Annotated in this window: 23 protein-coding genes and 1 pseudogene; 15 read left to right on the top strand and 9 right to left on the bottom strand. The window is 55.2% G+C overall.

Translation table 11 applies throughout. From position 1 onward, the window contains the following. Nucleotides 1–3: 3 nt before the first annotated feature. Both QOY30_RS03970 and torT read right to left on the bottom strand, forming a co-directional pair. Nucleotides 4–3,045 (bottom strand): putative bifunctional diguanylate cyclase/phosphodiesterase, encoded by a 3,042-nt coding sequence (locus tag QOY30_RS03970; protein ID WP_283743336.1) that lies wholly within the window; start codon nt 3,043–3,045, stop codon nt 4–6. Between the two features lie 6 nt (nt 3,046–3,051). Continuing rightward, nucleotides 3,052–4,230 carry a TMAO reductase system periplasmic protein TorT gene (gene torT, locus QOY30_RS03965; protein WP_283743335.1) on the bottom strand — a complete coding sequence of 393 codons (1,179 nt, stop codon included), beginning with the start codon at nt 4,228–4,230 and terminating at the stop codon, nt 3,052–3,054. 389 nt (nt 4,231–4,619) lie between these two features. Between torT and QOY30_RS03960 the strand changes: the two genes are divergently transcribed. From QOY30_RS03960 to QOY30_RS03895, 14 genes are all read left to right on the top strand, one after another. Beyond that, a complete protein-coding gene (locus QOY30_RS03960) occupies nt 4,620–5,501 on the top strand; it encodes a radical SAM protein (protein WP_283743334.1) in 882 nt (293 codons plus the stop codon). Nucleotides 5,502–5,625: 124 nt separating this feature from the next. Further along, complete coding sequence (locus tag QOY30_RS03955; protein WP_283743333.1) at nt 5,626–5,784, top strand: hypothetical protein; 159 nt, start codon at nt 5,626–5,628, stop codon at nt 5,782–5,784. Nucleotides 5,785–5,851: 67 nt separating this feature from the next. After that, entirely contained in the window at nt 5,852–6,073 is a 222-nt protein-coding gene (locus QOY30_RS03950; RefSeq protein ID WP_283743332.1) for an addiction module protein, read from the top strand. Continuing rightward, nucleotides 6,070–6,363 (top strand): type II toxin-antitoxin system RelE/ParE family toxin, encoded by a 294-nt coding sequence (locus tag QOY30_RS03945; RefSeq protein ID WP_283743331.1) that lies wholly within the window; start codon nt 6,070–6,072, stop codon nt 6,361–6,363. The genes QOY30_RS03950 and QOY30_RS03945 overlap by 4 nt, the downstream gene beginning before the upstream one ends. Before the next feature lie 56 nt (nt 6,364–6,419). Continuing rightward, nucleotides 6,420–6,665 carry a hypothetical protein gene (locus tag QOY30_RS03940; RefSeq protein WP_283743330.1) on the top strand — a complete coding sequence of 82 codons (246 nt, stop codon included), beginning with the start codon at nt 6,420–6,422 and terminating at the stop codon, nt 6,663–6,665. 8 nt (nt 6,666–6,673) lie between these two features. Next, complete coding sequence (locus QOY30_RS03935; RefSeq protein ID WP_283743329.1) at nt 6,674–8,866, top strand: site-specific recombinase; 2,193 nt, start codon at nt 6,674–6,676, stop codon at nt 8,864–8,866. 167 nt (nt 8,867–9,033) lie between these two features. Beyond that, a complete protein-coding gene (locus tag QOY30_RS03930; protein WP_283746024.1) occupies nt 9,034–9,189 on the top strand; it encodes a helix-turn-helix domain-containing protein in 156 nt (51 codons plus the stop codon). A gap of 302 nt (nt 9,190–9,491) precedes the next feature. Further along, nucleotides 9,492–9,920, top strand: a complete 429-nt coding sequence (locus tag QOY30_RS03925) for a hypothetical protein (protein WP_283743328.1) — start codon at nt 9,492–9,494, stop codon at nt 9,918–9,920. Between the two features lie 2 nt (nt 9,921–9,922). Beyond that, nucleotides 9,923–10,927, top strand: a complete 1,005-nt coding sequence (locus QOY30_RS03920; protein ID WP_283743327.1) for an ABC-three component system protein — start codon at nt 9,923–9,925, stop codon at nt 10,925–10,927. Beyond that, complete coding sequence (locus QOY30_RS03915; RefSeq protein WP_283743326.1) at nt 10,915–11,424, top strand: ABC-three component system middle component 2; 510 nt, start codon at nt 10,915–10,917, stop codon at nt 11,422–11,424. The genes QOY30_RS03920 and QOY30_RS03915 overlap by 13 nt, the downstream gene beginning before the upstream one ends. Next, on the top strand, nt 11,424–13,289 hold the full coding sequence (locus tag QOY30_RS03910; protein ID WP_283743325.1) for a coiled-coil domain-containing protein: 1,866 nt from the start codon (nt 11,424–11,426) through the stop codon (nt 13,287–13,289). Before QOY30_RS03915 ends, QOY30_RS03910 begins: the two co-directional genes overlap by 1 nt. A gap of 150 nt (nt 13,290–13,439) precedes the next feature. Beyond that, entirely contained in the window at nt 13,440–14,327 is an 888-nt protein-coding gene (locus QOY30_RS03905; protein ID WP_283743324.1) for a metallophosphoesterase family protein, read from the top strand. 230 nt (nt 14,328–14,557) lie between these two features. Continuing rightward, the gene (locus tag QOY30_RS03900) at nt 14,558–15,058 is read left to right on the top strand and encodes a hypothetical protein (protein ID WP_283743323.1); all 501 of its coding nucleotides are present in this window, start codon (nt 14,558–14,560) and stop codon (nt 15,056–15,058) included. A 504-nt stretch (nt 15,059–15,562) separates the two neighbouring features. Continuing rightward, on the top strand, nt 15,563–16,252 hold the full coding sequence (locus QOY30_RS03895) for a glutathione S-transferase family protein (protein ID WP_283743322.1): 690 nt from the start codon (nt 15,563–15,565) through the stop codon (nt 16,250–16,252). Nucleotides 16,253–16,364: 112 nt separating this feature from the next. Here the strand turns inward: QOY30_RS03895 and QOY30_RS03890 are convergent, their stop codons facing one another. The 6 genes and pseudogenes from QOY30_RS03890 to QOY30_RS03865 all read right to left on the bottom strand — a co-directional run bounded on the left by QOY30_RS03890 (nt 16,365) and on the right by QOY30_RS03865 (nt 22,431). Continuing rightward, on the bottom strand, nt 16,365–16,709 hold the full coding sequence (locus QOY30_RS03890) for an HVO_A0114 family putative DNA-binding protein (protein ID WP_283743321.1): 345 nt from the start codon (nt 16,707–16,709) through the stop codon (nt 16,365–16,367). After that, a pseudogene (locus QOY30_RS03885) lies at nt 16,690–16,875 on the bottom strand (toxin-antitoxin system TumE family protein); the annotation flags it as partial. The gene QOY30_RS03890 and the pseudogene QOY30_RS03885, both read right to left, overlap by 20 nt. A 225-nt stretch (nt 16,876–17,100) precedes the next feature. Beyond that, on the bottom strand, nt 17,101–19,296 hold the full coding sequence (gene katG / locus QOY30_RS03880) for a catalase/peroxidase HPI (RefSeq protein WP_283743320.1): 2,196 nt from the start codon (nt 19,294–19,296) through the stop codon (nt 17,101–17,103). A gap of 402 nt (nt 19,297–19,698) precedes the next feature. Beyond that, nucleotides 19,699–20,088 carry a S24 family peptidase gene (locus tag QOY30_RS03875; RefSeq protein WP_283743319.1) on the bottom strand — a complete coding sequence of 130 codons (390 nt, stop codon included), beginning with the start codon at nt 20,086–20,088 and terminating at the stop codon, nt 19,699–19,701. 215 nt (nt 20,089–20,303) lie between these two features. Further along, nucleotides 20,304–21,734, bottom strand: a complete 1,431-nt coding sequence (locus QOY30_RS03870) for an AsmA family protein (protein WP_283743318.1) — start codon at nt 21,732–21,734, stop codon at nt 20,304–20,306. Nucleotides 21,735–21,753: 19 nt separating this feature from the next. Beyond that, complete coding sequence (locus tag QOY30_RS03865) at nt 21,754–22,431, bottom strand: OmpA family protein (protein WP_283743317.1); 678 nt, start codon at nt 22,429–22,431, stop codon at nt 21,754–21,756. Between the two features lie 263 nt (nt 22,432–22,694). Between QOY30_RS03865 and QOY30_RS03860 the strand changes: the two genes are divergently transcribed. Next, entirely contained in the window at nt 22,695–24,107 is a 1,413-nt protein-coding gene (locus QOY30_RS03860) for a PAS domain S-box protein (protein ID WP_283743316.1), read from the top strand. Nucleotides 24,108–24,243: 136 nt separating this feature from the next. On the opposite strand, the gene QOY30_RS03855 is transcribed toward QOY30_RS03860, so the two are convergent. After that, on the bottom strand, nt 24,244–25,575 hold the full coding sequence (locus QOY30_RS03855; RefSeq protein ID WP_283743315.1) for an outer membrane beta-barrel protein: 1,332 nt from the start codon (nt 25,573–25,575) through the stop codon (nt 24,244–24,246). Nucleotides 25,576–25,712: the final 137 nt, after the last annotated feature.

Here is a 25,712-nt window from a genome sequence, read left to right as displayed (position 1 = left end):
CCTTCAAACCCCTACCTCAGGTACGGCAATCTGCTTCAGCAAGACTTCAAATTGATCGACAGGTTCTGCCTTGCCAAACAGGCACCCCTGAAAATTGGAGCAACCGATTTTCATGAGCAATTGCCTCTGCTCTTCGGTTTCAACGCCCTCGGCGATGACGTTCAGATTCAGATTTTGCGCCATGGCAATGATGGTGCTGACGATGATCTTGTCGTTACTGTCCACGGTGATGTCGCGCACGAATGAACGATCGATCTTGAGTTGATCGAGCGGCAGCCTTTTCAGGTACTGCAAGGATGAATATCCGGTACCGAAGTCGTCGAGCGACAAGCGGACACCGATTTTCTTTATTTCGCTCATGGTGACAATGGTGTCCTCGATGTTCTCCAGCAACAGGCTTTCCGTCAGCTCCAGCTTGAGCAACCTCGGATCGACGGCATGGCGTTGCACCAGGGATCGGATCTGCGCAACGAAATCAGGCTGGCGAAATTGTTTGGCGCTCACGTTCACTGCAAGAATGAGGCTGCGAGTGAGCGCATCCCCCTCCCACGCCTTGAGCTGGATGCAAGCGGTATCCAGCACCCATTGCCCTATGGGCAGAATCAGCCCGATTTCTTCAGCCAGCGGAATGAATTCGGCAGGAGCGACCAATCCGCGCTCCGGGTGCGCCCAGCGGATCAATGCCTCGGCGCCCAATGTCCGATGCAGGCTGTCGACCTGTATCTGGTAATACAAGCGGAATTGTCCGTTCTTCAGCGCGAGCCGCAACTGTGATTCGATAGCCGCGCGGGCATCTATCGTTCTCTGCATCTGCGGATCAAAGAAGTGCAGGGTGTTGCGCCCGAACTTCTTGGATTCATACATGGCGATGTCGGCTTGCCTGAGCAACTCGTCTATCGATTGCGGCCTGTCATCAAATAGCGTGATGCCGATACTGGGTGTGCAGCTGCTACCGCGCAAGGAAGCATCATATGGCACGTTGAGAGCGGCGAGAATCTTGTTACCGACTGTCTCCGCATGCGCTGCAGCCTCCATTGCATCCATGCTCAGGTCTTCCAGCATGACCACAAATTCATCGCCCCCGATGCGCGCGACCGTATCGCCATTCCTCACGCAACCCTCCAGACGTCGCGCAACCTGTTGCAGCAGCAAGTCGCCGCTATCGTGCCCGAGTGTGTCATTGATGGCCTTGAAATTATCAAGGTCGATGAACAGCAGTGCACCGGCCTTGCTATTCCGCGCGCTGGCAGCCAAGGCATGTTTGAGCCTGTCCATGAGCAGACGCCTGTTGGGCAACTGCGTGAGCGGATCGTTGGTTGCCAGTGACTGCAATTGCTGATTCAGTTCCTCCAGCTGGTCATTTGCATGTTTCAGTTCCGCCCGGGAATTATTTAACTCGGTGATATCCCGCCCCACACCCAGCACCGAAGTCACATTGCCTGAAATATCCCGTTCCGCTGTCAGCCGGATGTGGCTATAAATCACCTTCCCATCCTTGCGCGGCCACTTCAATTCGAACTGCGCATTGTTTCCCGTCGAAAAAACCTCCCTGATCCTGGCTTCATAGATCTCGAAATTTTCCCCACCCGGAACCTCCGAGGGCCTCTTGTTCAACAGTGATGCCGCACCTCCCTCGGTGATACGTCCGAAAGCAGGGTTGACATAGACGCGACGGCAGTCTCTGTTGTAGCGGGCAATGGTATCGGGAGAGTTCTCTATCATCGAGCGCAGGTCCTGCTCGCTGCTTGCCAGCGCCGCAGTCCTTTCCTCCACCGTGCGCTCAAGAGATGCGTTGATTTCGTTGATCTGCTGAATCTTCTGGTTGATGGCGTCGTTCATCGCAATAAAGCTCTGCGTGAGGTCGCCCAACTCATCCCCCCTCGCCTTCTCCTTTTCCAACTGCCCGAGCTCGTTGCTCAAATTTCCGGACGCGTCCCCGGCCACGCTCCGGAAAATCCGGCTCAGCGTCGTCAGCGGCTTCGAAATGGAGGTGGCGAAGTACCAGGCAACTGCAAAAATGAACAGCAGGCTGATCGCTGCGATCAAGCCCAGTGTCTTGACCATCTCCCAGGTGTTTTTCTCGACGATGCTTTTGGAATAAAGCGCGGCAATGGACCCGACGATTTTGTCATCCTCGTAAAGCGACATCAGACTCTGGTAATAGCCCTCGCCATCTACCGTTATCTCGTTCAACAATTTCCCGGGTGCTGCGGAACCTTGCTTTGCATTGCTCCAGTCCGGATTCCGGTACACGGGCAAGCTGCCAACACTGAAACCCTGCGGAATAAACACATTGATGCGGGTATCGGTCAACCGGGAGAGCTGGTCGACGAAGGACTGGTCGAACGGATGCTCCATGACAACCAGGCCAAGTTGCTTCAACCTCTGCTTCCCGCTGGAGGCATCGAACGCCTCACCCATGACAGGAACGTAGCTCTCTATCACCAGCATTCCGTTCTTGACGGCGTAATGCATGCTCTCCTGCCGTGGCAGCGGCCCTTCAAATTGAAGACCGATCTTGGGCGTGGACGTTGTTGCGCGCAGATTCTGCCTGCTCAGCTCTTCGCCATCCCTCAAGGTGGCTGCCTGAATCACAGTCGCACGCGAGTGCTCGACAAAGCCTACCTGCTTGCTGTTGCGGTCGAACAGGGCAAACGAGATCAGACGGCCTGATGAGTCGTAAATCGCGATGCGCGAAAGCTGCGCGACCCGCCCTATCTTGTAAGTATCCTTCACCAGTTGCTGGTAAGTGCTGAACAGCGTCTCGCGATCGATGCCCAACTGTGCATATTGCGCGAGGTACCAGATGGTCGACCCGAGATTTTTCTGGTTCGCCAGTTGGCGCGACGCAGTCAAGAGATTCTCTTTGCGATTGGCCAGCTCTTCTTCTATCACGCTGGATGCCTTGCGCAGATGAGCATAGGACTGATCCATATTCTGCTGGCGGACCACCAACGAAACAGTCAGCAAGGTAACCAGCGCCACCGCGACGCTGACGGCCACTGCGCTGAGCAGCAGCTTGTCTTTTAGCCGTTTGAATTTCATCGTCTGCTACTTGCCTTTCCGCGGAGCATAGGAAAGGACGGGCCTGAAACCCGCGGGAGCGGTGGTCGTATCGAACGGGTATGTCGCCTGGTTGCCATAGTCGACCAGTCCCAGTTTTACCAGGATGGTATGCGGCCGCTCTTTGCTTCTTCCCTCCAGGAAGCTCACCACAGCATTGGTGACTACGCGTGCCTGGCTGACACCCTTGGTATCGACAGAGGCGACGATTTCCTTGTTGCGGATAAGTCCGGCGATCTCACGGGTCAGGTCATAGGCAACGATCCGTATCCTCTTATTAAGGCCCGCGAGCTTCAGCGGCAGAATCGCCGCGGGTGCGCAGCCGGTGCAGCCAAGAATGTAATCGAGTTTTTTGCCGTGTTCGGCAAGCAGCTGTTCCGCCAATCGCGATTGCTCGATCCTGTCGCTGTCACCGTACTTGATATCGACGATATTGACCTTGATCGCAGCTTTGGCTGCCGCGTCGCGCGTACCTGCAACTTCACCCTTGACCCATCCCGCATCCGACGGACCGGGCAGCAAGGCGATATTGATCTCCTTCAGCCCGCGCCGTTGTGCGTCGCGAACGACCCATTCCGTGGCGTCGACACCCATACTCTTCAGCGAGGTGGTCACCTTGATCGTCAGGTCGTCGCTGGTGCTGTCGTTCGCCAGCTCGAACACCGGAATGCCCAGTCTGCGCGCTTTGGCAATTGAGGCGTTATTCGCCGTCAGGCTGAGCGGAGAAATGACAATGGCGTCGTATTTCGCCGCGATGACATCGTCCATCTTGCGCAACTGTCCAATCATGTCGTCGTAGCCGTTTGCCGGAAAAATATCCACCGCGACACCCAGCCGTCTGGCTTCACTGATCACGCCATAATCGCAACCCACCCAGTACGGATCCTTGATGTGCGGAAACAGGAAGGCGATACGCCAGGGTTTGTTTGCCCTGTCAGTCATTGCATAGCGGTCGTCTACCACGCGCCCGCTCGCCAGTGCCTCGTCCGCCGTGCCATCGGGTTTGACAGGAGGGTAAATGGAGAAAACCGGAATGGGTTCAAAAGCGCCGGCAGCCGGTGCCGGTGCAGTGTCGGCCGATGCGCGAACCGCGAGTGCGCAGAACAACAACGCGACCATGAAAAATTGCCGTGAGCAACTGCTGCCGAGATCGCTAATGATATTCATTGCGCACACCGTTTTGGTTTTGGATGCTCTAATAACATGTATGGTGCCTATGGATTATATTTGCAAAGGGCAAAGCGCCGCAGGCTTATTAGGGAAACGCAGATTAAGTCCGTTCGCCCTGAGCCTGTCGAAGGGTCGACCAGATAACATATTGAATGTTAATCGTCCTCCATTCATGGTTCGACAAGCTCACCACGAACGGAGGACTTAATCTGCGTTTCCTTAGACTCATATTTATCCGGTGACTGGTACGCGTCAAATGTGCCTGCCACTCGACACATACGCAATTGGTTTTGTTAATACCCCTATTTTTGCAAAGAGATAATTTCCAGCATGAATCGGCCTTGTCGGCATTGCATTAAAAGGGAATAACCCCGTTACAATTCAGCATGAACCTCCACTACGACATGCCGCTGTACCGCCCGCCCTCCGAAGGCGACAACCTGATCATCCAGGCCACGCTGGGCTGCAGCTTCAACCAGTGCAGTTTCTGTGCCATGTATCGCAGCAAGGATTATGTCGAACGCCCGCTGCATGCCGTGTTTGCCGATATCCGCCGTGCCGCCGCCGACTGGCCCGATGCGCAGCGCGTGTTTCTGGCCGATGGCGATGCGCTCGCTCTCCCGACCGAACACCTGCTCGCCATCCTGCGCGAACTGGCGGCAGCGCTGCCTCGGCTGACGCGCGTTTCCTGCTATGCCACGCCCGGCAACATCCAGCGCAAGTGCGCCGAAGAACTGGCCCTGTTGCGCGAACACAAACTGAGCCTGCTCTACTTCGGTCTCGAATCCGGCTCCGACCTCGTCCTGAAAAAGATCACCAAGGGCGCCACGCAACGGCGCATGGCCGAAGTGCTGCACAAGGCACACGCCAGCGGCATGAAAGTCTCCGCCACCGTCATCCTCGGGCTGGGCGGCACGCAGCACAGCGACGAACACATAGACGGCACCATCGCCCTGCTCAACAGCGCGCCCGTGACTTACCTTTCCACGCTGCAACTGTATCTGGACGAAAGTATCGCGGAAGAATTCCGCCGCAAATACGGCGAGCCGTTCGAGATGCCGGACGACCTGGCGATATTGAAGGAACAGGAAAGACTCATCAGCGGCCTCAACCCGCCGCAACCGGTCATCTTCCGTTCCAACCATGCCTCCAATGCGCTGGCGCTCGCCGGAAATCTGCCGAAGGACAAGGAAAAACTGCTGCTGCAACTGCGCGAAGCGATGGCCGGACATCGGCCGCTGCGGCCGGTTTATATGCGCGGGCTTTGAGGCTGTGTTGCCTTAATTCAACCTGGAAGAATCCTTACCCCGCACGGGCTCTGAGCACCCGAAACTGATATAATTCGCAGCAACGAAACTCGCCAAACAGGCGAGATGCTTTGGGGAGTAAACGATGAAAGTCAGCGCCAACCTGAACCAGAAAATCTCCCAAGCTGTCCGGACCTCAATGCAGATCGAAGGCTGCAAGCCGGTACAATCCGATGTGGTCAAAAAGCAGGCGCAAGCCCTGATGGAACAGCACCGTGTCCAGGCATCAGGTCATCGCAAGTAATAATTGGCCCTAGAATAACCGGAGTCTGTCCCCAATAATTTTGGACAGCCATATGAAAGGAAACATGATGAACAGAATCGACGTTCCTATTGCACAGCTTTCATTCACCCAAAAATTGGATTTAATGGAAATGCTGTGGTCAGACATGGCCGGCAACGAAAAGAATCTGGAGTCTCCGGCATGGCATGGAGCGATCCTTAATGATCGCGAAGCTGCCCTGAATGCAGGCAAGGTAACCGTTTCAAATTGGGAAGAAGCCAAAGAAAGAATCAAGAAAAACGTCGCATGAGGATAAAAGTCCTCAGTGCCGCAGAGAACGATCTCGTAGAAGGTCACCACTTCTACGAAGCACAAGCAGACGGCCTCGGCGCTTATTTTCTGGACACGCTCTACTCCGATATTGACTCACTGGCCTACTTTGCGGGAATACACCGCGTAGTGCTGGGCTACCACCGGCTTCTCTCCAAACGTTTCCCATTCGCTGTTTATTATCGTGTCGCTAACGATGAAGTCATTGTATTCGCTGTGCTTGATTGCCGCAGAAATCCAAGCTGGATAAGGAAGAAGCTATCCAAGTGATGCATGGATTTGCTGTGATCCCCCTTTAGAAAAGGAGGACTAAGGGGGATTTGAAAATGCAGAACGTATTCCATCGCCCTCTCAACAGCGCCCCCGTCACCTGTCTCTCCACGCCGTGCCGGTCATCTTCCGCCATGCCTCCGATGCTGGTGCGCGCCGGAAATCTGTCTGGGGCAAATAAAGACTGCTCTTGCAACTTCGTGAAGCGAGGGCTGTCCACCATCCGCTTCGGTCATATCACATGCACGTATTCGATACTGGCCGCCGAGCCGGAGTGGCCCATTCCTCATCACGTAAAGTAAAAATACTTATGGAAGCATTGCTGCAACGCCATCTTCAAGACGATGTCGATGAGATCACGCTGATCGCCGGACTCGTATCAAAGATCCGCCCCAGAAAATCCGCAGACGCGTCTTATGCGGAACACATGATAGGCGCGCTTTGCCACATACTCGGGCGGCGGCCGGACTTGCGCGCCTCGCTGCGCGGTGCGGTGCTCAAGTTGCTGGGCGCCCACAAACCGGTCTCGCTGTATGTGGAATCGGGAATACTCCCCAGTACCGGATTCTTCACGGAGCTGTACCGGCGGGTGAGCCACAAGATACTGCCGGAGGCGATCGACTCCCAATACCTGAAAGACCTCTTCGCGCTAGTCTTCACCCGCGATGACGACGAAGTCTGGGTCAACGCGGTGCCGGATGCCCGCTGGCTGGAACTGCTGGCGGCGCTGCGCTTCGACGAGCTATTGATCGGGCACGCTTTGAACCTAATTGCCGTTCGTGCTGAGCCTGAAGGAACTACTAGCCATTCCACTAGGTTGTCAAAAGACGACAACCAAGTGGCTGGTTATGTCGAAGCACGAGAATCCATTCACATTTCGACAAGCTCAATGCGAACGGATTCTCGGATACAGAGTGCCGGATCAATAGCTGCAGAGACTAGCCTACCCTCACCGGTTCGCGGCATCGTGGATGCGGTGCTGGTGCTGTCCTATCGGATCTCTTCCATCGGCCTGGAGCCGGAGCTGATACGCAACGAACCCTCGCTTGAGGAATTCGCTTCGCCCTTCCTCACCCAGAACGATGAAGTCGGCGAATATCTGGAGCAGTTCTCGCTTGCATGGGCGGACGCTTCGCTTGAGTTTCAGGACGAACGGCACATCCTGGTATTGCTGGACCAGTGCGCGCAGATCATCCAGAAGATCCGGCGCACCGCATCCCGTTCCGGCACCAGCATCAGCCTGACATTCCTGTTGCAGCGGCTGACCCAGCAGCTGGAGCGCATGGAACGGCTGCTTGCGATTCTCGCCGCACTGCGCGAGGACAAAAGCGGTGAGCGAGCACTCCCCCTGTTGGTGGGCTTGTTCAAGACCCTGGTCAGCGGCGAATGCCACAAGAACGACGTGAGGCAACACTGGCGGGAAAGTCTGGAGCTGCTTGCCTTGCGCGTGACGGAAAACGCCAGCCGCACCGGCGAGCATTACATCACCAGCACGCGATCGGAATATTTTGCGCTGCTGAAATCGGCCATGGGTGCGGGGCTGATCATCGCTTTCATGGCGGTGCTCAAGCTGCAACTCTCAAAGGAACACCTGCCACCGCTGACCGAGGCGCTGCTGTTCAGCCTGAATTACGGCCTGGGCTTCATGCTGATCCACATCCTGCACTTCACCGTCGCCACCAAGCAGCCCGCGATGACGGCCTCGGCCATCGCCGCCAGCATCGGCGAGCACGGCGGCAACAGCCGCGACATGGAGAGCCTGACCAGCATCATCGCGCAGACATTGCGCAGCCAGTTGGCAGCGATCCTCGGCAACGTGCTGGTTGTGATACCGATGGCCATGCTGATCGCCTGGGGGGTGATGCAAGCGACAGGTGTGCATTTCATCTCGCCCGAAAAAGCCCATCACCTGATGGAAGATATCGACCCGATCCACAGCCTGGCGGTCTTTTATGCCGCGATCGCCGGTGTATGCCTGTTCCTGTCCGGGCTGATCGCGGGCCACCACGACAACCTCGCCATGTACAACCGCATCCCGCAGCGACTGAAGCAACTGCGCTGGCTGGAGCGACTACTGGGCAAGGCACGCTTGTCGAGGGTCGCCGACTATGTGGAAAACAACCTGGGCGCATTGGCGGGAAACTTCTACTTCGGCTGCATGCTGGGCGGCATGACTGCGATCGGCGTACTGTTCGGCCTGCCGGTGGACATCCGGCACATCACATTCTCTTCCGCTTATCTGGGCTTCTCGCTGATCGGGCTGGATTTCGCGATGCAACCGCAAGAACTGTGGCTCGGCGTGCTGGGCATCGCGCTGATCGGCTTGACCAATCTGGTGGTCAGCTTCACCCTGGCGCTCAGCGTGGCGATGAAAGCGCGCAAGGTCACTTTTACGCAAAGGCGAGCCTTGCTGCAAAGCCTGGGCAGGCGATTCCGGCAGAGGCCGGGAGAATTCTTGCTGCCGCCTAAAGCGAAAAAGACCGACGATTCTGACACCCATTGAGAATGGGTTGACTTCGGATGAGTGATTACTGATTCGGCACTCATTATCCAAAAATCCGTTCGCATTGAGCTTGTCGAAATGTGAATGGACTCTTGTGCTTTGACGGGCCCGGCACGAAAGGCTATGAGCTTCGAAGCGTGCCAAATCAATGGGGATGAAACGATGAAATATGTGCACAGGCTGACGCCGCTCAAGTGCTAGGCATTTCGCAATCGCGCGTCTCCGACCTGATACGCGGCCAGTTTGAGAAATTCAGTCTGGACATGCTGATCACGCTGGCGACCAGAGCGGGAAAGAAAGTTGAGTTGAAGATGGCGGCTTGATAGAGCTTCACATTAATTTTACATAGAAGAAACAGTGCGCCAGCAAGCGCTTATCTATTTCCCTTCCGTTCGCATTGACACACCCCGCCTCGCTCAAATAAAGTCTGCCCCACTTGCACTGCGGAAGGGTGGCGGCGCAGCCGCCGGGTACCCACCGGCGTACCCCTTGCGGGTGAATCTGCACCACGCACATCGCGCCGCACGTACGGAGCGAGGCTCACAGCAGAATCCCCAGAAGCGAGGCTGGCGCAAGACAAGCACCCGCACGACGGGCGACCGGCATTCGAATTGAAGGGGAAGACTTGTCTCACGCATCCAGCGAACAACCTGCGCTCAATCACAACGCTAGCCCCCTCAAACCGGGCGGCAGCATCGCCATCACCACTTGGACACCCGTAGACCAATCGCCCGCCACGCAAACCAAGTTCGGCGCACTGCGCGCCATCAAGCCCGACCTGCCGAAACCGCAACGCGGCGTCACAAAAGCATTCCCCGTCGGCAGCACTGGCGACTTCTGGGACAACATGGTCAGGGGCAGCGCACCGATTCAGATGATGAAGAAATCAATCATGTCCGTTCGTGGTGAGCCTGTCGAACCACATTCCGAAAACATGAGCGAAGCTCTATGGCGCGAGAAGGAGAAGCTTGCGCTGGCTTGGCTGGAAGAGACACTGCCTACGCTGAAGAGGCCGCTGACTTCGGATGCTTGGTTGGGGATGGGGGTGAAATAAACATGGCAAAGAAAAACTATGATCGAGATGTATTGGCTCTTGACGATACGCAGTTGGAGCTGTTTGTACTTGATTGGGTCAAAGCGAAAACCTCTGGCTATTTTGAAACAACTCGTTTTTCAGGTGCAGGCGATATGGGGCGCGATATCGTTGGGTTTCGTACAAAAGAGAGGCACGAGGGCAATTGGGACAACTACCAGTGCAAGCAATATGCAAAGCCCCTTCCAACTGACACTGCGGTTTGCGAAATTGGGAAAATTCTCTATTACGCTTACCTTAAAGAATTTACTGCGCCAGAGCGGTACTATTTTGTCGTACCACGTGGTGTAAACCGCAACTTAGAGACTCTTATATTCAATCCAAACAAATTCAAAACAAAACTCATTTCCGAGTGGGATCAATATTGCGCAGATAACATCGTAGAAAATACAAAGATCGTGCTTGACCAACAATTGAATAAATTTATTGGGAGCTATGACTTCTCATCCATCCATAGGCTCAAGTTAGATGACATTCTGTCTGATCCAGCAGCGAAACCCGTGCTTTATAAATGGTTTGGTGCCGATCCCGGCCCCGCGCCCAAAGGCGCCACCCCAAGCAGCATTGATAACCGAGAGTTACCCTATATTAACCAGCTTATTGATGCCTATGGCCAACGAGAAGGTTTCCCATTTGCGAATCACGAGGATGTCACAAAACATGGTAAGCATAGCCAGCATCTATCTATGCAGAGAGAGCGTTTTTACGATGCTGACGCATTCAAACGTTTTTATCGAGACAACACTGACCACGTTACGCTAGAGAACTTCGAGAGCGATATCTACCACGGAATTATTGATACATGCGAGGCGAAACATACTGATGCGCTGGGTTGCGTAAATGCCGTAATGAGCCAAGCAGCGCAATTAGCGCCTTCTGGTCCTTTAGCCCAACATGCGCGCATTCCGGTAAAACAAGGGATTTGTCATCACTTTGCCAACGATGGGAAAGTCAAATGGAAAAAATAAACTCTCGCGACATGTTGCCCCATATGCCACTGTTTAACAGTCCCATTGAAACCGGCATTCGCACACTAGTAATTTTGAACGCTTCATACCCTATTTCCCTTGATCTGACTCAATTGACTTGGCTCGATCACCTTGTTGTCCATACAGGGGATATTGACGGGCCTGAGAGTCTCCACCCAAATCTACCTCAAAGAAATGGAGAAATACTTGTCCGACGAAGTCTTGTAGAGCAGGGGATTACACTCATGCGCAGACTGCATCTGGTATCTACCGAAGTAAATGAACGTGGTGTTACATACTTTGCTACGGATGAGGCCTACCCGCTCGTTGATTTGATGAAAACAGAGTATGCAGCAAAGCTGAAGGTGCGCGCCACTTGGCTTGCCGACCATGTACTACCACGAGGAGATAAGGCATTGCATGACCTGATCGCAGATAAGCTAGGGCGTTGGAATATTGAGTTCCAAGATGAACAAGCAATGATGGGGAGACAATAATGAACACGCCCAGCCTAACCATTCGACACCTAACCTTCACTGGTCCTAATGTAGCTCCTGCAACACTCAATTTTAGCAACGGTCTAAATCTGGTTTATGGAGCGTCAAACACTGGCAAGTCATTTACTGTGAAAGCCATCGACTTTATGCTGGGAGCAGCAAAAGAACTGCCAGAGATTCCAGAACGTGAAGGTTATGACCAAGTTTGGTTTGGATTCACCTTCAACAACTCAGAGAATTTCACTCTATCAAGATCAGTGAGTGGAGGTGGATTCAAACTCTATAAAGGACTTATCAAATCAACAGATGAAGCAAAGGATCCAGAATTATTGGCTCCAACACAGCAAACAAAAAGTGCAAAAAGCCTCCCTCACTTCCTACTCGAGAAACTCAGCTTCTCGGATAAGCGACTAGCCAAAGATGCCAATGGCAACACGGACCCGATAAGCTTCCGAGACATTGCAGCGATTTCCCTAACTGACGAGACAACAATTCAAAGCGAACAGTCACCCGTAGAAAGCGGGCAACATATCACTAGGACTAAGGAGAGGAGCGTGTTTAAGCTGCTTTTAACAGGCTTGGACGATAGCGCCATAGTGCCTCTACAAGACGGTAAAACATTTAATACTTCAAAGGCCGTTCGCATTGAAGTTATAAATGAAATGCTTAACGGCATCGAATCAAAACTTGCAGACTATCCTGATGTTACTGATTTGCCGTCACAGTATGAAAGGCTCTCTTCAACATTAGATAAACTCGAATCGGAATTCGACAACGTACAGGGCACCGTTCGCAACCTACTAGATGAACGAAGATTTCTATCTACTGAACTTCCAAGAATTGGGCAGAGAACAGAAGAGATTAATATCCACCTTGGTCGTTTTGCTCAACTAGAAAGCGTTTATCAGTCTGACATTGCTCGCCTTCTTGCGCTTGAAGAAGCAAGCTTTTTGCTTTCACTAGATAATGAAAAAGATTGCTCATTATGCGGCGCGCCAGCCAGCGCGCAGAAGCATAAGAATGACCACGAAGATATTTCCGCAATTCGTAATGGCGCAGATATTGAAATAGCTAAAATTGAAAAGCAGCGACAGGAAATCAAATTAGTCATTACAAACTTGCTTGCAGAAGAACGGGCGCTTAAAGAACAATACCCTCAACTAAGCCAGCGACTCGACGAGGTTGAACGAGAAATCAACCAGCTAAACCCGCGAGCCAACGATAGCAGACTTACGATTAGGGAAATCATTGACACACGCGATCAAGTAAAAAATGGACTCTCTCTTCTGGAACACAAGAACAACCTATTAGCGAAGATAGAAGAGTTTAACAGCCTTAAAAAACCTTCCAAAGATGACAAGCCAAATCTAAAAACACCTGACACAGCAACTCATCAACTTGCTTTAACTATAAGCAAAGTACTTAAGGCTTGGAAATTCCCGGGAGACTGCCATGTGAGTTTCGATGACAAAGCGCATGACATCAAAATTGATGGGAAGTTACGAAGCAACAACGGCAAGGGTGTGAGAGCCATTACACATGCTGCCTTCAAAGTAGCCCTTCTCATTTATTGTCGAGAAAATAGTCTCCCTCATCCTGGCTTCATTATCTTGGATTCACCCTTAATTACGTATCGCGACCCGATAAAAAATCCCAAAGCCGGCGCACTCGCGGAGGATGAAAAGAGAATTGCCGCAAGTCCTCTTAAGCAATCGTTTTTTGAACATCTGTCTTCCATTAGCCACTGGGGTCAATTCATCATTCTTGAAAATATCGACCCACCTGCCGGAATTGAAACAATTGCCCATGTCGAGGTCTTTTACGGCAATACCGGAAGCGGACGTAATGGGCTACTGCAAAACTGAGCAAATGGATTTAAACGGGCTAGGCTCGAATTAGTTTTCAGGAAAAGATGCGGAGAGAGATGATATGGGAAAAGATGATTAGAACGAAAAACAATTCGAGCTTGGGTCCTTTAATCCTTTTCTTATGTACAAGGGAAAATTGGGAGCGCAGTGAACAGCTTTAGAATTTCCCATCTTTCTGACTTGCATCTAACGGCGAAGGACAACGCTGCACGCTCAGAACCCAAGCTCTTCGATGCACTCACCGGCATGAATGCCAACTTCCGAAAGATTGTCGCATCAAAGGTGATCCAGGAATCTGATCTGGTACTGGTGACGGGCGATGTCACCGATCGTGGCGATATTGATACATGGAAATTTTTCTGGGACACAGTAGAAAAGGCCAATATCAAAGATCGGGTGCACGTGGTGCCTGGCAACCACGATGTCTGCTGTTTGGGTGCGCGTCTTCCAAAAACAGGTACACAGTACCGAGAAGAGGACATGGCAAAGGTTCACAAGGGGCTGCTGATGGGTGGCCAGCCGACCAGGTTTCCGTGGGCCTATAGTCCTGATCCTCGCGTCGTGGTGTTTGGACTTAACTCGAATAATCTGGGAAATTTCACCGCAGCCACCAATGCCATGGGTGATATTGGATACTATCAACTAAAGGACTTGGCGAGCATGTTACACAAGCATCGGGATGTGCCTGTGAAAATCATTGCCATGCACCACAGCCCGAATATCCCTGAAGAGGAAACGGCGATCAAACGTGGGCAGCGCCCTTTTTCGCAGCTCGATCGTATTGGGCATCAGGTGCCGGAGTCGCAAAGGCGGATGCTCAATCTGCTTTGCGTCACGCACAAGGTTCGGCTGCTGTTACACGGACATCTGCATATGTCGGAGGATCGTCGTATCACTGGCGTGCGATATATTGGTGCTGCCGCTTCGACCGAGCCACAACACAGCCCCCAAGGCCCGATCTTGCAATTTCCCACCTATCAAGTGTCCGCTAAAACACATCGAGTATCCTGCAACAGGGCGGTAGTGCTGATATGAGGAATCAGAGGGGTCTGCATCGGAAATAATTAGCACTGTAGGTCGGGTTAGCAACAGCGTAACCCGACAGCATTGAGGAGTGCCGGCAGCGTCGGGTTAGGCTGCGCTAACCCGACCTACGGAGCTTGGAAACTGTGGCAAAGGCTACCGGTTACCCGCCTTAACCAGCCCGCATCCATTACACTCTCGCCCTCAAGTCCGGACGCACGCTAACTCTGCAAAGGTTCACCATGTACCCCGTTTACGACGACGATGCCGCCCTGCTGTTGTCCCTCACCATTGCGGCCAAGCGTCGCCCGGCCGCGCTGGACGAGATCATCACCGCGCTGGCCATGGCCCAACACGGCGAGATTCCGGCCAAGTCCAAACTGGTGGACGCGTTTGCGCGCATGGGTGTTTGTGGCCTGATCGTCGAGGCAGAGGGTGGCTATACCCTCTCTGCCGAGGGGCAGGCGATGATGACGGGGCAGCGCGCCAAGGACGACAGCGCCACGCGGCTGGCCCACATCAAGCAACAGCTCTCCAACTTTGATCCCAAGGAAAAGCACCCAAGCATTCAGGTCACCCAGGAGCAGTTGCTGGCGGCGATTCAGAGCTACAAGGCGGCTCAACACAGCCATCAGGGGAAGAACATACAGACCGACAAGCCCAAGTCGAAGCGCAGCTGGATTCCGACCAAGGATCTGGTGCAGGGCAAACAGCACCTTCCCTCCAAACGCCGCAAACCGTAAGTCTGCAAGTAAAAATTGGGGACGGATTTATTTCTTAGCTAAGGAAACGCCGATTAAGTCCGTTCGCCCTGAGCCTGTCGAAGGGTTCGATGGGTAACACGCTGAATGTTAGGCGTCCACCGTTCATGGTTCGACAAGCTCACCACGAACGGAGGAGCCCCGTAGGTCGGGTTAGCGTAGCGGTGCGTGTGTTGTTGGGGCTTTAGCCCCGTAGTGTCAATTCCACACGCAGCTTGCTGCGTAGTGGATTGCCTGCCTTTGGTACAACCACGGCCTACCCCTTGCGGGTGTAACCCGACAGCATGAGACGCACGCAGCAGCAACGTCGGGTTACGCTGTCGCTAACCCGACCTACGGAGCTGACTGGATTCCGGCCTGACCGAAGGTCAGCCTGCCCAGAGCTTGTCGAAGGGCCGGAATGACGAGGCAACAGGTTTCTTGTTGTCGCCAAATATGGAAACCCCAATAATAGATTCTTCGGGATATATGGAAAGGCATAGCAATATGTACGAACTCTTCATCGCCAACAAAAATTATTCCTCGTGGTCGTTGCGCCCGTGGGTGCTGATGCGTGAGCTTTCCATTCCGTTCACCGAGACGCTTATTCCTTTTGGCAATTTGCCAGATGGGACGACCATCGCCGATGTGTCGCCGTCGGGCAGGGTTCCCTGCCTGAAAGACGGGCAGCTGCGCGTGTGGGATTCGCTTTCCATCGTTGAATATCTGGCCGAACGGCACGAGCATGTGTGGCCTTCGAGTGCGGCTACGCGCGCATACGCGCGTAGCGCTGCCGCGGAGATGCACTCCGGCTTCTTTGAGCTGAGGCAACGCTGCGGCATGAATTGCGGCATCTGCGCCCCGCTGGTCGATATTGCCGCGCCGCTTGCGCTTGAGCTGGAGCGCCTGAATGCGCTGTGGCTGAAAGGGCTGGAAAAGTTTGGCGGCCCGTTTTTGGCCGGGCCGCAATTCACGGCGGTTGATGCCTTCTATGCCCCGGTCGCCTTCCGCGTGCAGACCTATGGCCTGCAATTGAAGCCGGCTGCGATGCAGTATGTAGCGCGCCTGCTGGAACTGGAGGCTATGAGGGAATGGTACGCGGCGGCGCTGAAGGAACCTTGGCGTGAAGAGCAGTATGAGGCGGCGGTGCGCGGCATTTTGGTTGAGGATCGCCGGAGCGTTCCGCAATCGGCATGACGCACCCAAGTTAGTGGGGCAAGCGTGTGCTGCGCGCCGCTCGTTCCTTCGACAAGCTCAGGACGAACGGAATTGAAGGGCCGGGGCGAACAGCGACTCCCCTTAAATTGTTTCAAGCCGCCTTGAGCATGAAGTCCACATGGATGGCATCGTAGGGAAAGATGATCATTCCATCGTCTGTTTTTGACAGCAGCCCGGCGTTAAGCAATGCGGTCACATCGCCATGAACCGCTTTGACGTCACGCTCCACACGCCGTGCCGCTTCGCGGATGGACATGGCTCCGGCGCCGGTCATTACGTTCAGCAGTTCCCAACGCTTGCCCGACAGCACTTTGAACAGCAATTCGGGCGATTCGAAGCTGACGCGCGGCGCGGAAGATTTGCCGCTCTTCCAGGTCTGGGTGAAATCGCCCAGCGTGTCGGCCAATGGCCGGATATCAATCGTTACTGTTTTCATCGCGCCACCTTTTGACTTCCTCGAAAAAATCCGCCACCAGTTTGTCGACCGAGACGAAACGGTATTTCATTTCCTTGCCGCGCACATGCTTGTGATCGCCCTTGCCTGCTTCGTTGTCATAGCGCAGCACACATTCGCCCGCGACCACAAATGCCAGCCGGTATTTATAGCACTGTAGGTCGGGTTAGCGTAGCGTAACCCGACATCATAGACAGGAGCAGCGATAGCGTCGGGTTACGCCCGCAAGGGGTAGGCCGTGGTTGTACCAAAGGCAGGCAATCCACTAAGGGGCTAAAGCCCCTACAACACACGCACCGCTATCGCTAACCCGACCTACGGATTCCGGGATACCCCGATGCAAGTAGAAGCTGCGCAACCCTACCCATTGAGTTCACGCAATGTCGAACCGATCCAGGTTCATCACCTTGCTCCACGCCGCCACGAAGTCGCGCACGAACGCCTGTTGCGAATCGCTGCAGGCATAGACTTCCGCGAGTGCCCTTAGCTGCGAGTTCGAACCGAAGACGAGATCGACGATGGTGCCTGTCCATTTGAGTTCGCCCGTCGCCCTGTCGCGTCCCTCCAGCACGCCTTCGGCTGTGGCGGATTTCTGCCATGCCGTTTTCATGTCGAGCAGGTTCACGAAGAAATCATTGGTCAGTGTTTCGGGGCGCTTGGTAAATACGCCGTGTTTGGATTGGCCGACGTTCGCATTCAGGGCGCGCAGGCCGCCGATCAGGACGGTCATCTCGGGGGCGGTCAGCGTCAGCAGCTGTGCCTTGTCCAGCAGCAGCTCGGCCGCCGATGCTTCGAGTCCCTTGCGGACGTAATTGCGGAATCCGTCTGCGATCGGCTCCAGCACGGCGAACGAGTGCACATCGGTCTGCTCCTGCGAGGCATCCATGCGCCCCGGTGCGAAGGGAACCTTCACGTCGTGGCCGGCCTTCTTCGCAGCCGCCTCGACGGCTGCGCAGCCGCCCAGCACGATCAGGTCTGCAAGCGAAACTTTCTTGCCGCCGGACTGGGCACTGTTGAACGCGCCCTGGATACCTTCCAGCGTCTTGAGCACCTTTGCCAGCTGGGCAGGCTGGTTGGCTTCCCAATCTTTCTGCGGTGCCAGGCGTATGCGCGCGCCGTTCGCACCGCCGCGCTTGTCGGAGCCGCGGAACGTGGACGCCGATGCCCAGGCGGTGGAAACCAGTTCCGGAACGGACAGGCCCGAGGCCAGTATCTTGCCCTTGAGGGCGGCGATGTCCTGTGCATCGATCAACGCATGGTCGACGGCGGGGATGGGGTCTTGCCAGAGGAGTTGTTCCGCAGGCACTTCCGGGCCGAGATAGCGCGCACGAGGCCCCATGTCGCGGTGCGTGAGCTTGAACCATGCCCGTGCAAACACGTCCGCGAACTGATCCGGGTTCTCGTAGAAGCGCCGCGAGATCTTTTCGTAGGCAGGGTCGAATCGCAATGCGAGGTCGGTGGTCAACATGGCGGGCGCGTGACGCTTGGCGGGGTCGTGGGCATCGGGGATCGTATCGGCGCCCACGCCACCCTTGGGCCGCCACTGGTGCGCACCGGCCGGGCTCTTCGTCAGCTCCCATTCGTAGCCGAACAGGTTCCAGAAGAAGTTGTTGCTCCATTTCGTCGGCGTGCTGGTCCAGGTGACTTCCAGGCCGCTGGAGATCGTGTCGCCGCCTTTGCCTGTGCCAAAGCTGCTCTTCCAGCCCATGCCTTGTTCCTCGATGCCGGCCGCTTCCGGCACAGGGCCAACCAGTGCCGCATCGCCTGCGCCGTGGGTTTTGCCGAAGGTGTGGCCGCCGGCGATGAGCGCAACTGTCTCTTCGTCGTCCATCGCCATGCGGGCGAAGGTCTCGCGGATATCCCGCGCGGCAGCGAGCGGATCGGGGTTGCCGTTCGGGCCTTCCGGGTTCACGTAGATCAGGCCCATCTGCACCGCGGCGAGCGGATTTTCCAGGTTGCGGTCGCCGCTGTAGCGCTCGTCGGCCAGCCACTTGCCCTCGGCTCCCCAGTAGATGTCTTCTTCCGGTTCCCAGATGTCCTCGCGCCCGCCGGCGAAACCGAAAGTCTTGAACCCCATCGATTCCAGCGCGACGTTACCGGTGAGGATCATCAGGTCGGCCCAGGAGATCTTGCGGCCATACTTCTGCTTGATCGGCCACAGCAGCCTGCGCGCCTTGTCGAGGTTGACGTTGTCGGGCCAGCTGTTGAGGGGAGCAAAACGCTGGTTGCCTCTCCCCGCGCCGCCGCGACCGTCGCCGGTGCGGTAGGTGCCCGCGCTATGCCAAGCCATGCGTATGAACAAAGGGCCGTAATGGCCGAAGTCGGCCGGCCACCAGTCCTGCGAATCGGTCATCAGCGCCAGCAGATCCTTCTTCACGGCCTTCAGGTCGAGGCTCTTGAACTCCTCGGCGTAGTTGAACTTCTCGCCCATGGGATCGGACAGCGGGGAGTGCTGGTGCAGCATGTTCACCTTCAGTTGATCGGGCCACCAGTCTGTGTTCGATCTGGCTCCGGCGACCGCGCTTGTGCGCGCATGGCCGGGGAATGGGCACTTGGATTCGGTTGTCATGATCATCTCCTTTGGTTGTTTGAGATAACTGCACGGCCAGCATACGGCGCGAGTGCCGATAGATCCAATTTATTATAGATATCTTGTTGATAGGTTAAATATATTGACCTGATCCACCCTCTTCTCCGCGAAAAATCTTGGGCCGTCGCAGGCCAAGCACGAAGTTGTGATGCGTTGTGCGCCCGTTTCAGGCAAGGGCCACGACTGCTTCGGAAATGAAAAACCGGCCCCATCCCGTTTGAATTCTCAGAGGGTCTATTGATCCGGCCCGCTTTGAACCTCATTACCGTTCGTGCTGAGCCTGTCGAAGCACAAGAATCCGTTCACATTTCGACAAGGCCTTTAGTCCTGAGCCCAGTCGAAGGGTCAATGCGAACGGATTCTTGGATAATGAATGCCGGATCAATAATGCGGCACGTAATATTTGACTGACTTGCGCGAACCGGGCTTCTTCTTGTGGGTGACCACGCCTTTGATCGTCTCCGGACCTGCGATCGCAATATCGGGATAGGCAGGGTTGAGCGCATGCAGCCACCAGCCGCCCCGGTCGTCGCGCTTGAGCTGACGAAAGATGAATTCCCCGTCTGCCGATCCGATCACGAACATGCCATCCGTTGCGGGCGCGCCCGTTTCGATGACCAAAATCTCGCCCTCGATGAACTCCGGCGCCATGGCGTAGCCCAGCACCATCAGCGCAACGATCTCGCTGCCTGAACAACTGCTGTCGGTCATGCCGTTTTCCTGTATGGGGGCGGCAATGACGGGGATGTTGATAGGTTTGCGCGTTTGCATGAGCAGAGTTCCCGAGTGGAATGGTTGGATGATAGCGCCAATTCGCCGACGGATGAACACACTCACGCCTTCGGCCCGGGATGCACTGCCCCGATGGAGTCAGCTGCATAACATTGTCACGCAAGGGGGATCGCCTCGATTCCGGACGTGCGGCTTCCCTGCACTTTGGGTACCCATATCAAAGACGTGGTGCACATGCGAAATGAGGCCGCCAATCAATGCGGCGCCGCAACCGAGCCGGCGTAGATCACATCGCACGCCCCACCGGGCAAGAGATCCCTGCCCTTTTTGAGCAGCTTGATCGCCGGTCCGGCAAGGGATCTGAATATGTTCGGTTGCTCCACCACCGGCTTCACAAAGGGACCGCTGATTTTTTGCCGCACTTCGGCGCAGCCCCCGGAATCGATCAGCGCCAGGGTCACATCAACAAAACGCGCATTGGCGATGTCGAGCCCGCCCAACAGCGCCATGCGGTGCCCGCTGGTTGCCATCGCCACATCCTGCGCATGCATCACGCCGTGTTCGACTTTCCAATGGGAGACGAAGGTGCGAATGGCGCTGGTGCCTCCCGAGCCTTTAAGGACGTTCGCAAAGTTGTACCCTTTGGTGACCGCCAGACCGACAGGCCCGGCAAAGAAAAAGGCGCCCACGTCCACGAGGTTAAAGTTCTGGCTGGACTCGAACCGGGTGAACTCCAACTCGAGATCGTGGCCGACAAGCGTGAGGTTCTCGCCCCGGAGTACGACCTCCCCGCTCGCGCTCTGCTTCATCTGCTGTGCGGTCTTGCCCTGCAGCGACAGATTCATCGAGAAATCCATCGGCCCATCCGCGATCTTTTCCGGTGACTGGGTCTTGAGCAGTTCTTCGATGCGGAACTGCGCCAGCGCAAAGCGAACGTGGTAGAGCGGGTATGCGCCGGAATAGTCCGCACGCATGCTCCCGGAACCTTGCCCGCCAAAGATTCCCAGCGTGACCGGCTTGAGATCGAAGACGCCGTTCTTCGCATCGGCCGAAAGTTTCAGGTCGGATACGGTGTAGTCCCTGGACCGAGTCTTGCCGCAGTGAATATCTGCCGTGAAGGAGATATCCTTCCTGATGTCTGTGCCGCCGCCCGCGAGCAGCAGATCGCGCAGATCCAGGCTGCAATCTCCGGCATCGAATCCCCCTCCGGATCGTTTGTCCGCATAGAAGATCGTCCCGCCCGAAAGTGATAACTTCGGCAAGGCCACGGCCGGCAACGTTGCACCGGCTGCCTGCGGGCTTTCGAAGTCGTATCTGCCGTCGGCGCCCAGCTCGATGGTGAGTTTGGGACGTATCAGCGAGATATTCGTAATGCGGAATTCATCCCGGAGCAACGGAAGCAGTTCGAGCCCGAGCCTGACTTTTTCCGCGACGAGAATCTCTTTGCCGCGGTTATGGATGTGTACATCATCCATCGTGAGCAGCATGCCCGGAAAGAAGCCGATGCCGAGCCGGCCGCCAATGCTGACTTCCATGCCCAACGCTTCCGATGCTGCCGCTTGCAGGCGGAGCTTGTAGGCATTGGCATCCACAAAGAAAATCATGGCAACGGCGATGCAGGCGAGCAACGCAACGAAGCCGCCACTGGATAAAAGAAGGATCTTTACGGATTTTGATATCGCCATGATCCAGTCGTTCAGACCGCTATTGCTTCGCCACGATCTCAAAAAGCACGCGCATGTTGGCCTTTGCTTCCGGCGAGTTGATGTTGCCGGGCGACACTTCATACAAGGCCGGTTTTGTTCTGCCGTATCCGATGACCGAGATCCTTTCGGCCTTGAGACCTTTTTCAACCAGATAGGCCCTGACCGCGTTGGCCCTGTCTTCGCTCAGTTTCTGATTGACCTCTTCCGTGCCTTCAGCGGAGGTATAGCCCGCCATGCGGACGTCCATTTTCGGGTTGTCCTTCAGGAACTGGATATCCTTGTCCAGGAGCGCCTTGGCTTCAGGGGTAAGCGTGGATTGATCGAACGCGAAATGCGTGTCTCCCAATGCGACCAATTTTTCGTCCGCTTTGGGATCAAGCACGAGCATGACGAGCTTCAGTTCGGACAGGCTCTTTTGCGACAGCTCCATTTTGGGCGCCGGTCTGAACAGCATGACCAGAAGGATCGCGATAATGACGCAGATCAAACCCGCGATGAGCGCAAGCAAGTTCGGTCCGCGCTTCTTGAAAACCAGCGGCGGATGCTTCCTCGTCAGCCGTTCCGCTTCGAGCCAATCGACATAATCGTTGCCGTCCTTGAAGCCGTGTTTTTTGTAGAGCTCATAGGCCACGTTCTCGATTTCCTTGTTGTCCTCGTTCAGTTCCTTTTGAAGCATTTTGTCGCCTCTCTCTCTTCGTGATGCAATGGGCATGTAATTCGGTAGCACTTGCCACGGCGGATGCTTTGCACCGGTCAGACTCGGATTCTGGAAGACATGGCTTCCATGTTCTGTGCGTTGTCGAACCTATTTGGCGTGCAAATGAGCGGGATAGCTTGGCTTTGCTTTTTGAGCCAAGTAGGATGCGCAGGCGCGCCCTGCAACCGGGTTCGCACTTTTGCGTGAACGGCAACTTGATCTGTGTTTTATGAAGGACACAAATGGTAAACACCAGCAGCGAACATCGCCCAGGGCGGGTTCTGAAATATTCGGCAACAGCGCTTGTATTGGTGCTGCTTGCTTACGCCGCCTTCCTTGTCTCGCAGTCCTGGCGAGTAGCCAAATCCGGGCAGGCCAGCCAGTTGTCGACGATTGCCGCCCTGAGCGGGAACTCGATCGATATCTACTTTACCCAACTGCAAATCGGCATGCAGAACCTGGGCGCGGATCTGGCCGTCACGCACAAGAAGCCCGATCTCGACCGCGCATTTGCATTGGTCAGGCGATTTCAGAATCTGCACACCGAACTGGACAACGTCATGCTGATCCGTGGTGATGGCCAGATATTGTTGACCGGGACAACGCCTAACGGGCCGGATCTACCTACGCTCGCCGGTGATCCGGTATTCAAGCAGATTCGCGACGAGCTGCTACAAGGCTCACCCTTCGTCATCAGCCAACCCGTGACAGGGCACATAGACACAAGCTGGGTTGTTTCTGCGCGCTATGCCGTGACTGACGAGGCCGGAAAACTGGCCTATATCATCAGTGCCAACCTGCCCGTCGACATGATGCAACGCTACTGGATAGATTCGATCACGCCCAGGATCACCGCGCTGGGTCTGGTGCGCGATGACGGGTATCTGGTGAGCAGCTATCCAGAACCGGATGCCTCCAGCCGGGACAAGATGTATGGCAAGCCGGTCGAGGGGGCAATGGCTGACTATCTGCGCGCACACAACCACCCGCAGCAAGGGCTGGTCGAAATACGCAACAGCGACGGCAAGACAACGGGCTTGCTGGTGATGCGCCGCCTGCAGCACTATCCGCTCACGCTGTTTGTCGAGATGCCCGTGACAGAGATCAGGGCTGCATGGTGGCACGATATGCATGCACCCTACTTCCTGATGGCGCTGGTGCTGGCATGCACCTTCGCTTTTTACAGCATGAGGTTCCAGCGCCGCGCATGGTCCGTGGAAAAGCGCCGCGAGGAACTGCGTCACCACTACGAACACGCCTTGCGCGAACGGAGCCAGAACGAGATATTCATGTTCGATACCGATACATTGCAGGTCACCTACGCAAACGATGCTGCGCGGGAAAAGCTCGGCTACACGCTGGAGCAACTCCAGAAGACGACCTTGCCCGGATTGCAGCCGGAACCGGGCATCGAAACCTTCGGGACGATGCTCGAACAATTGCGCCGTGGCGAACGGGAGTCGATCACCTACCAGACCGTCCAGGCTCGCGTGAATGGCAGCACCTATCCGGTGGAAGTCACCCTGCAATTGCTCACGGCTGAAGATGGCATCGGAAGACTGCTCGCCATCGTCCACGACCTCACCGCACTCAAACAGGCAGAGGAAAACATCCGCAAGTTCAATGCACCCGTTGAACGGCGCGATAGCAGGTAGAGAAAAATTGCCATTGAAAAAGCCCGGCAGTGCCGGGCTTTTTCAGTTTGTCGTCTTCCATTCATGGTTCGATGCACCTTGCTGCGCAAGGCATTTACCACAAACGGATTCAAGCTTTACTCATGCCAAGCTGCAATCAAAACTTGTAAATCGCAGCCAACCCGACTTCAGTGACATTGCCGGTCATCCCGCCGCTTTCGGTATAGGTATCAAACCCGCCGCGTATGCCTATGCTTCTGGTCAGATCATACTGAACCTTGCCCCCCACGACCAAGCCACTGGAGCTCCCCGACTTCGCGCCAGCGCCCAAGCTGTTGATCTTGTAGCTGGACGAGTGCACTCCAAGATTCCCGAGGAGCGACAAATCGCTGCTCAAGCTATAGGTATATTGCCCAGCAACACTGACGGAAGACAGGTCAAAAGTTCCGGTGGTTCCGGGATAGGTCGCAGATAACAAGGTATTGGCATTGGCATTCCGGTAAAGCGAGTTATAAGCAAGCTCTACGCCCCAACTCGAATTGAGTTTGTACCCCGCCAGCAAGCCAAAAGAAGACGAGTTGTTTATGTCGGTAATTTTTCCTGTCTCTCCCATGCTTACGCCAAGTGAAAACCTGGACCAGGAAGATTCGCCCTGTCGCTGCGACGTCGCAGATGGCGCAACGGTGGTCGAGCTTGCTTCGGCCTTGTCCTTTGCCTTGATCTCAGGCTTGCTTGCGGCAGCTGCAGTGGATGGTGCCGGCGCCTCAGGGGCATTTTTTGCATTCGCTTTCTCGTTCTGCTTTGCCGCTGCGTTTTGCATCACCTCTACAGCACGGGCATTTCCCTGTGCCGCTGATTTTGCGAACCACTCATACGCCTGCTTTTCGTCTTTCTGGACGCCTTGCCCATTGTTATAGAAAGCACCCACGTTGAATTGGGCCATGTCATTGCCCTGCTGGGCCAGGGCGAGGAATTTCGAAAATGCAGCGTTGTAATCCTTTTGGGCCAATGCCGCGTTTGCTTCCGTCATAAGAGTCTTCTCATCTGGAGCCGCCGGTGCCTGCTGCGAAGGTACCTGTGCTTGGGCCGGTGCGGATGCCGGTTTGGGCTGAATCTTGTTCAGTTCGTTTTTCGCGCTCTCGTTTCCTTTTGCCGCTGCGTTTTGCAGGATCTGCAGAGCACGGGCATTCCCCTGTGCCGCCGATTTTGCGAACCATTCATAGGCCTGTTTTTCGTCTTTCAGAACGCCTTGTCCATTCAAATAGAAAGCACCCAGGTTGAATTGGGCTGTTGCGTTTCCATGTTCTGCCAAGACAGAGAATTTGGAAAATGCGGTGGTGTAATCTTTTTGGACCAGAGCGGCATTTGCTTCCTTTGCCAAGGAACTGTCGTCTGCTTGCGCATAGCCGCTGACAAGAAGCAGCGCCAAGCATAAAGCGGCGGGCAATTTTGCGGTGTATCTGAATTGCATGCGATGTGTATCTGACACGATATCCCCTTTGTCGTTTATCGTGCGCGGTAGTTCGTTCCATTCGGCGAGCGCACATGACTGACTATTAAACCACGGTCACGAACCCGACACGCACAGTACGTATCCATCTACAGGCTGTCAATAGATGTAATGGC

This window comes from Sideroxydans sp. CL21 (genome assembly GCF_902459525.1).
Lineage (GTDB): Bacteria > Pseudomonadota > Gammaproteobacteria > Burkholderiales > Gallionellaceae > Sideroxyarcus.
The sequence above is the reverse complement of the archived record's forward strand: the minus strand, read 5'-3'. Positions and strand labels throughout refer to the sequence as shown.

Bases quoted from the DNA above. Each gene is read 5' to 3' on its own strand.
- QOY30_RS03970 (WP_283743336.1), bottom strand. From the start codon at position 3,045: ATGAAATTCAAACGGCTAAAAGACAAGCTGCTGCTCAGCGCAGTGGCC.
- torT (WP_283743335.1), bottom strand. From the start codon at position 4,230: ATGAATATCATTAGCGATCTCGGCAGCAGTTGCTCACGGCAATTTTTC.
- QOY30_RS03960 (WP_283743334.1), top strand. From the start codon at position 4,620: ATGAACCTCCACTACGACATGCCGCTGTACCGCCCGCCCTCCGAAGGC.
- QOY30_RS03955 (WP_283743333.1), top strand. From the start codon at position 5,626: ATGAAAGTCAGCGCCAACCTGAACCAGAAAATCTCCCAAGCTGTCCGG.
- QOY30_RS03950 (WP_283743332.1), top strand. From the start codon at position 5,852: ATGAACAGAATCGACGTTCCTATTGCACAGCTTTCATTCACCCAAAAA.
- QOY30_RS03945 (WP_283743331.1), top strand. From the start codon at position 6,070: ATGAGGATAAAAGTCCTCAGTGCCGCAGAGAACGATCTCGTAGAAGGT.
- QOY30_RS03940 (WP_283743330.1), top strand. From the start codon at position 6,420: ATGCAGAACGTATTCCATCGCCCTCTCAACAGCGCCCCCGTCACCTGT.
- QOY30_RS03935 (WP_283743329.1), top strand. From the start codon at position 6,674: ATGGAAGCATTGCTGCAACGCCATCTTCAAGACGATGTCGATGAGATC.
- QOY30_RS03920 (WP_283743327.1), top strand. From the start codon at position 9,923: ATGGCAAAGAAAAACTATGATCGAGATGTATTGGCTCTTGACGATACG.
- QOY30_RS03915 (WP_283743326.1), top strand. From the start codon at position 10,915: ATGGAAAAAATAAACTCTCGCGACATGTTGCCCCATATGCCACTGTTT.
- QOY30_RS03910 (WP_283743325.1), top strand. From the start codon at position 11,424: ATGAACACGCCCAGCCTAACCATTCGACACCTAACCTTCACTGGTCCT.
- QOY30_RS03900 (WP_283743323.1), top strand. From the start codon at position 14,558: ATGTACCCCGTTTACGACGACGATGCCGCCCTGCTGTTGTCCCTCACC.
- QOY30_RS03895 (WP_283743322.1), top strand. From the start codon at position 15,563: ATGTACGAACTCTTCATCGCCAACAAAAATTATTCCTCGTGGTCGTTG.
- QOY30_RS03890 (WP_283743321.1), bottom strand. From the start codon at position 16,709: ATGAAAACAGTAACGATTGATATCCGGCCATTGGCCGACACGCTGGGC.
- katG (WP_283743320.1), bottom strand. From the start codon at position 19,296: ATGACAACCGAATCCAAGTGCCCATTCCCCGGCCATGCGCGCACAAGC.
- QOY30_RS03875 (WP_283743319.1), bottom strand. From the start codon at position 20,088: ATGCAAACGCGCAAACCTATCAACATCCCCGTCATTGCCGCCCCCATA.
- QOY30_RS03870 (WP_283743318.1), bottom strand. From the start codon at position 21,734: ATGGCGATATCAAAATCCGTAAAGATCCTTCTTTTATCCAGTGGCGGC.
- QOY30_RS03865 (WP_283743317.1), bottom strand. From the start codon at position 22,431: ATGCTTCAAAAGGAACTGAACGAGGACAACAAGGAAATCGAGAACGTG.
- QOY30_RS03860 (WP_283743316.1), top strand. From the start codon at position 22,695: ATGGTAAACACCAGCAGCGAACATCGCCCAGGGCGGGTTCTGAAATAT.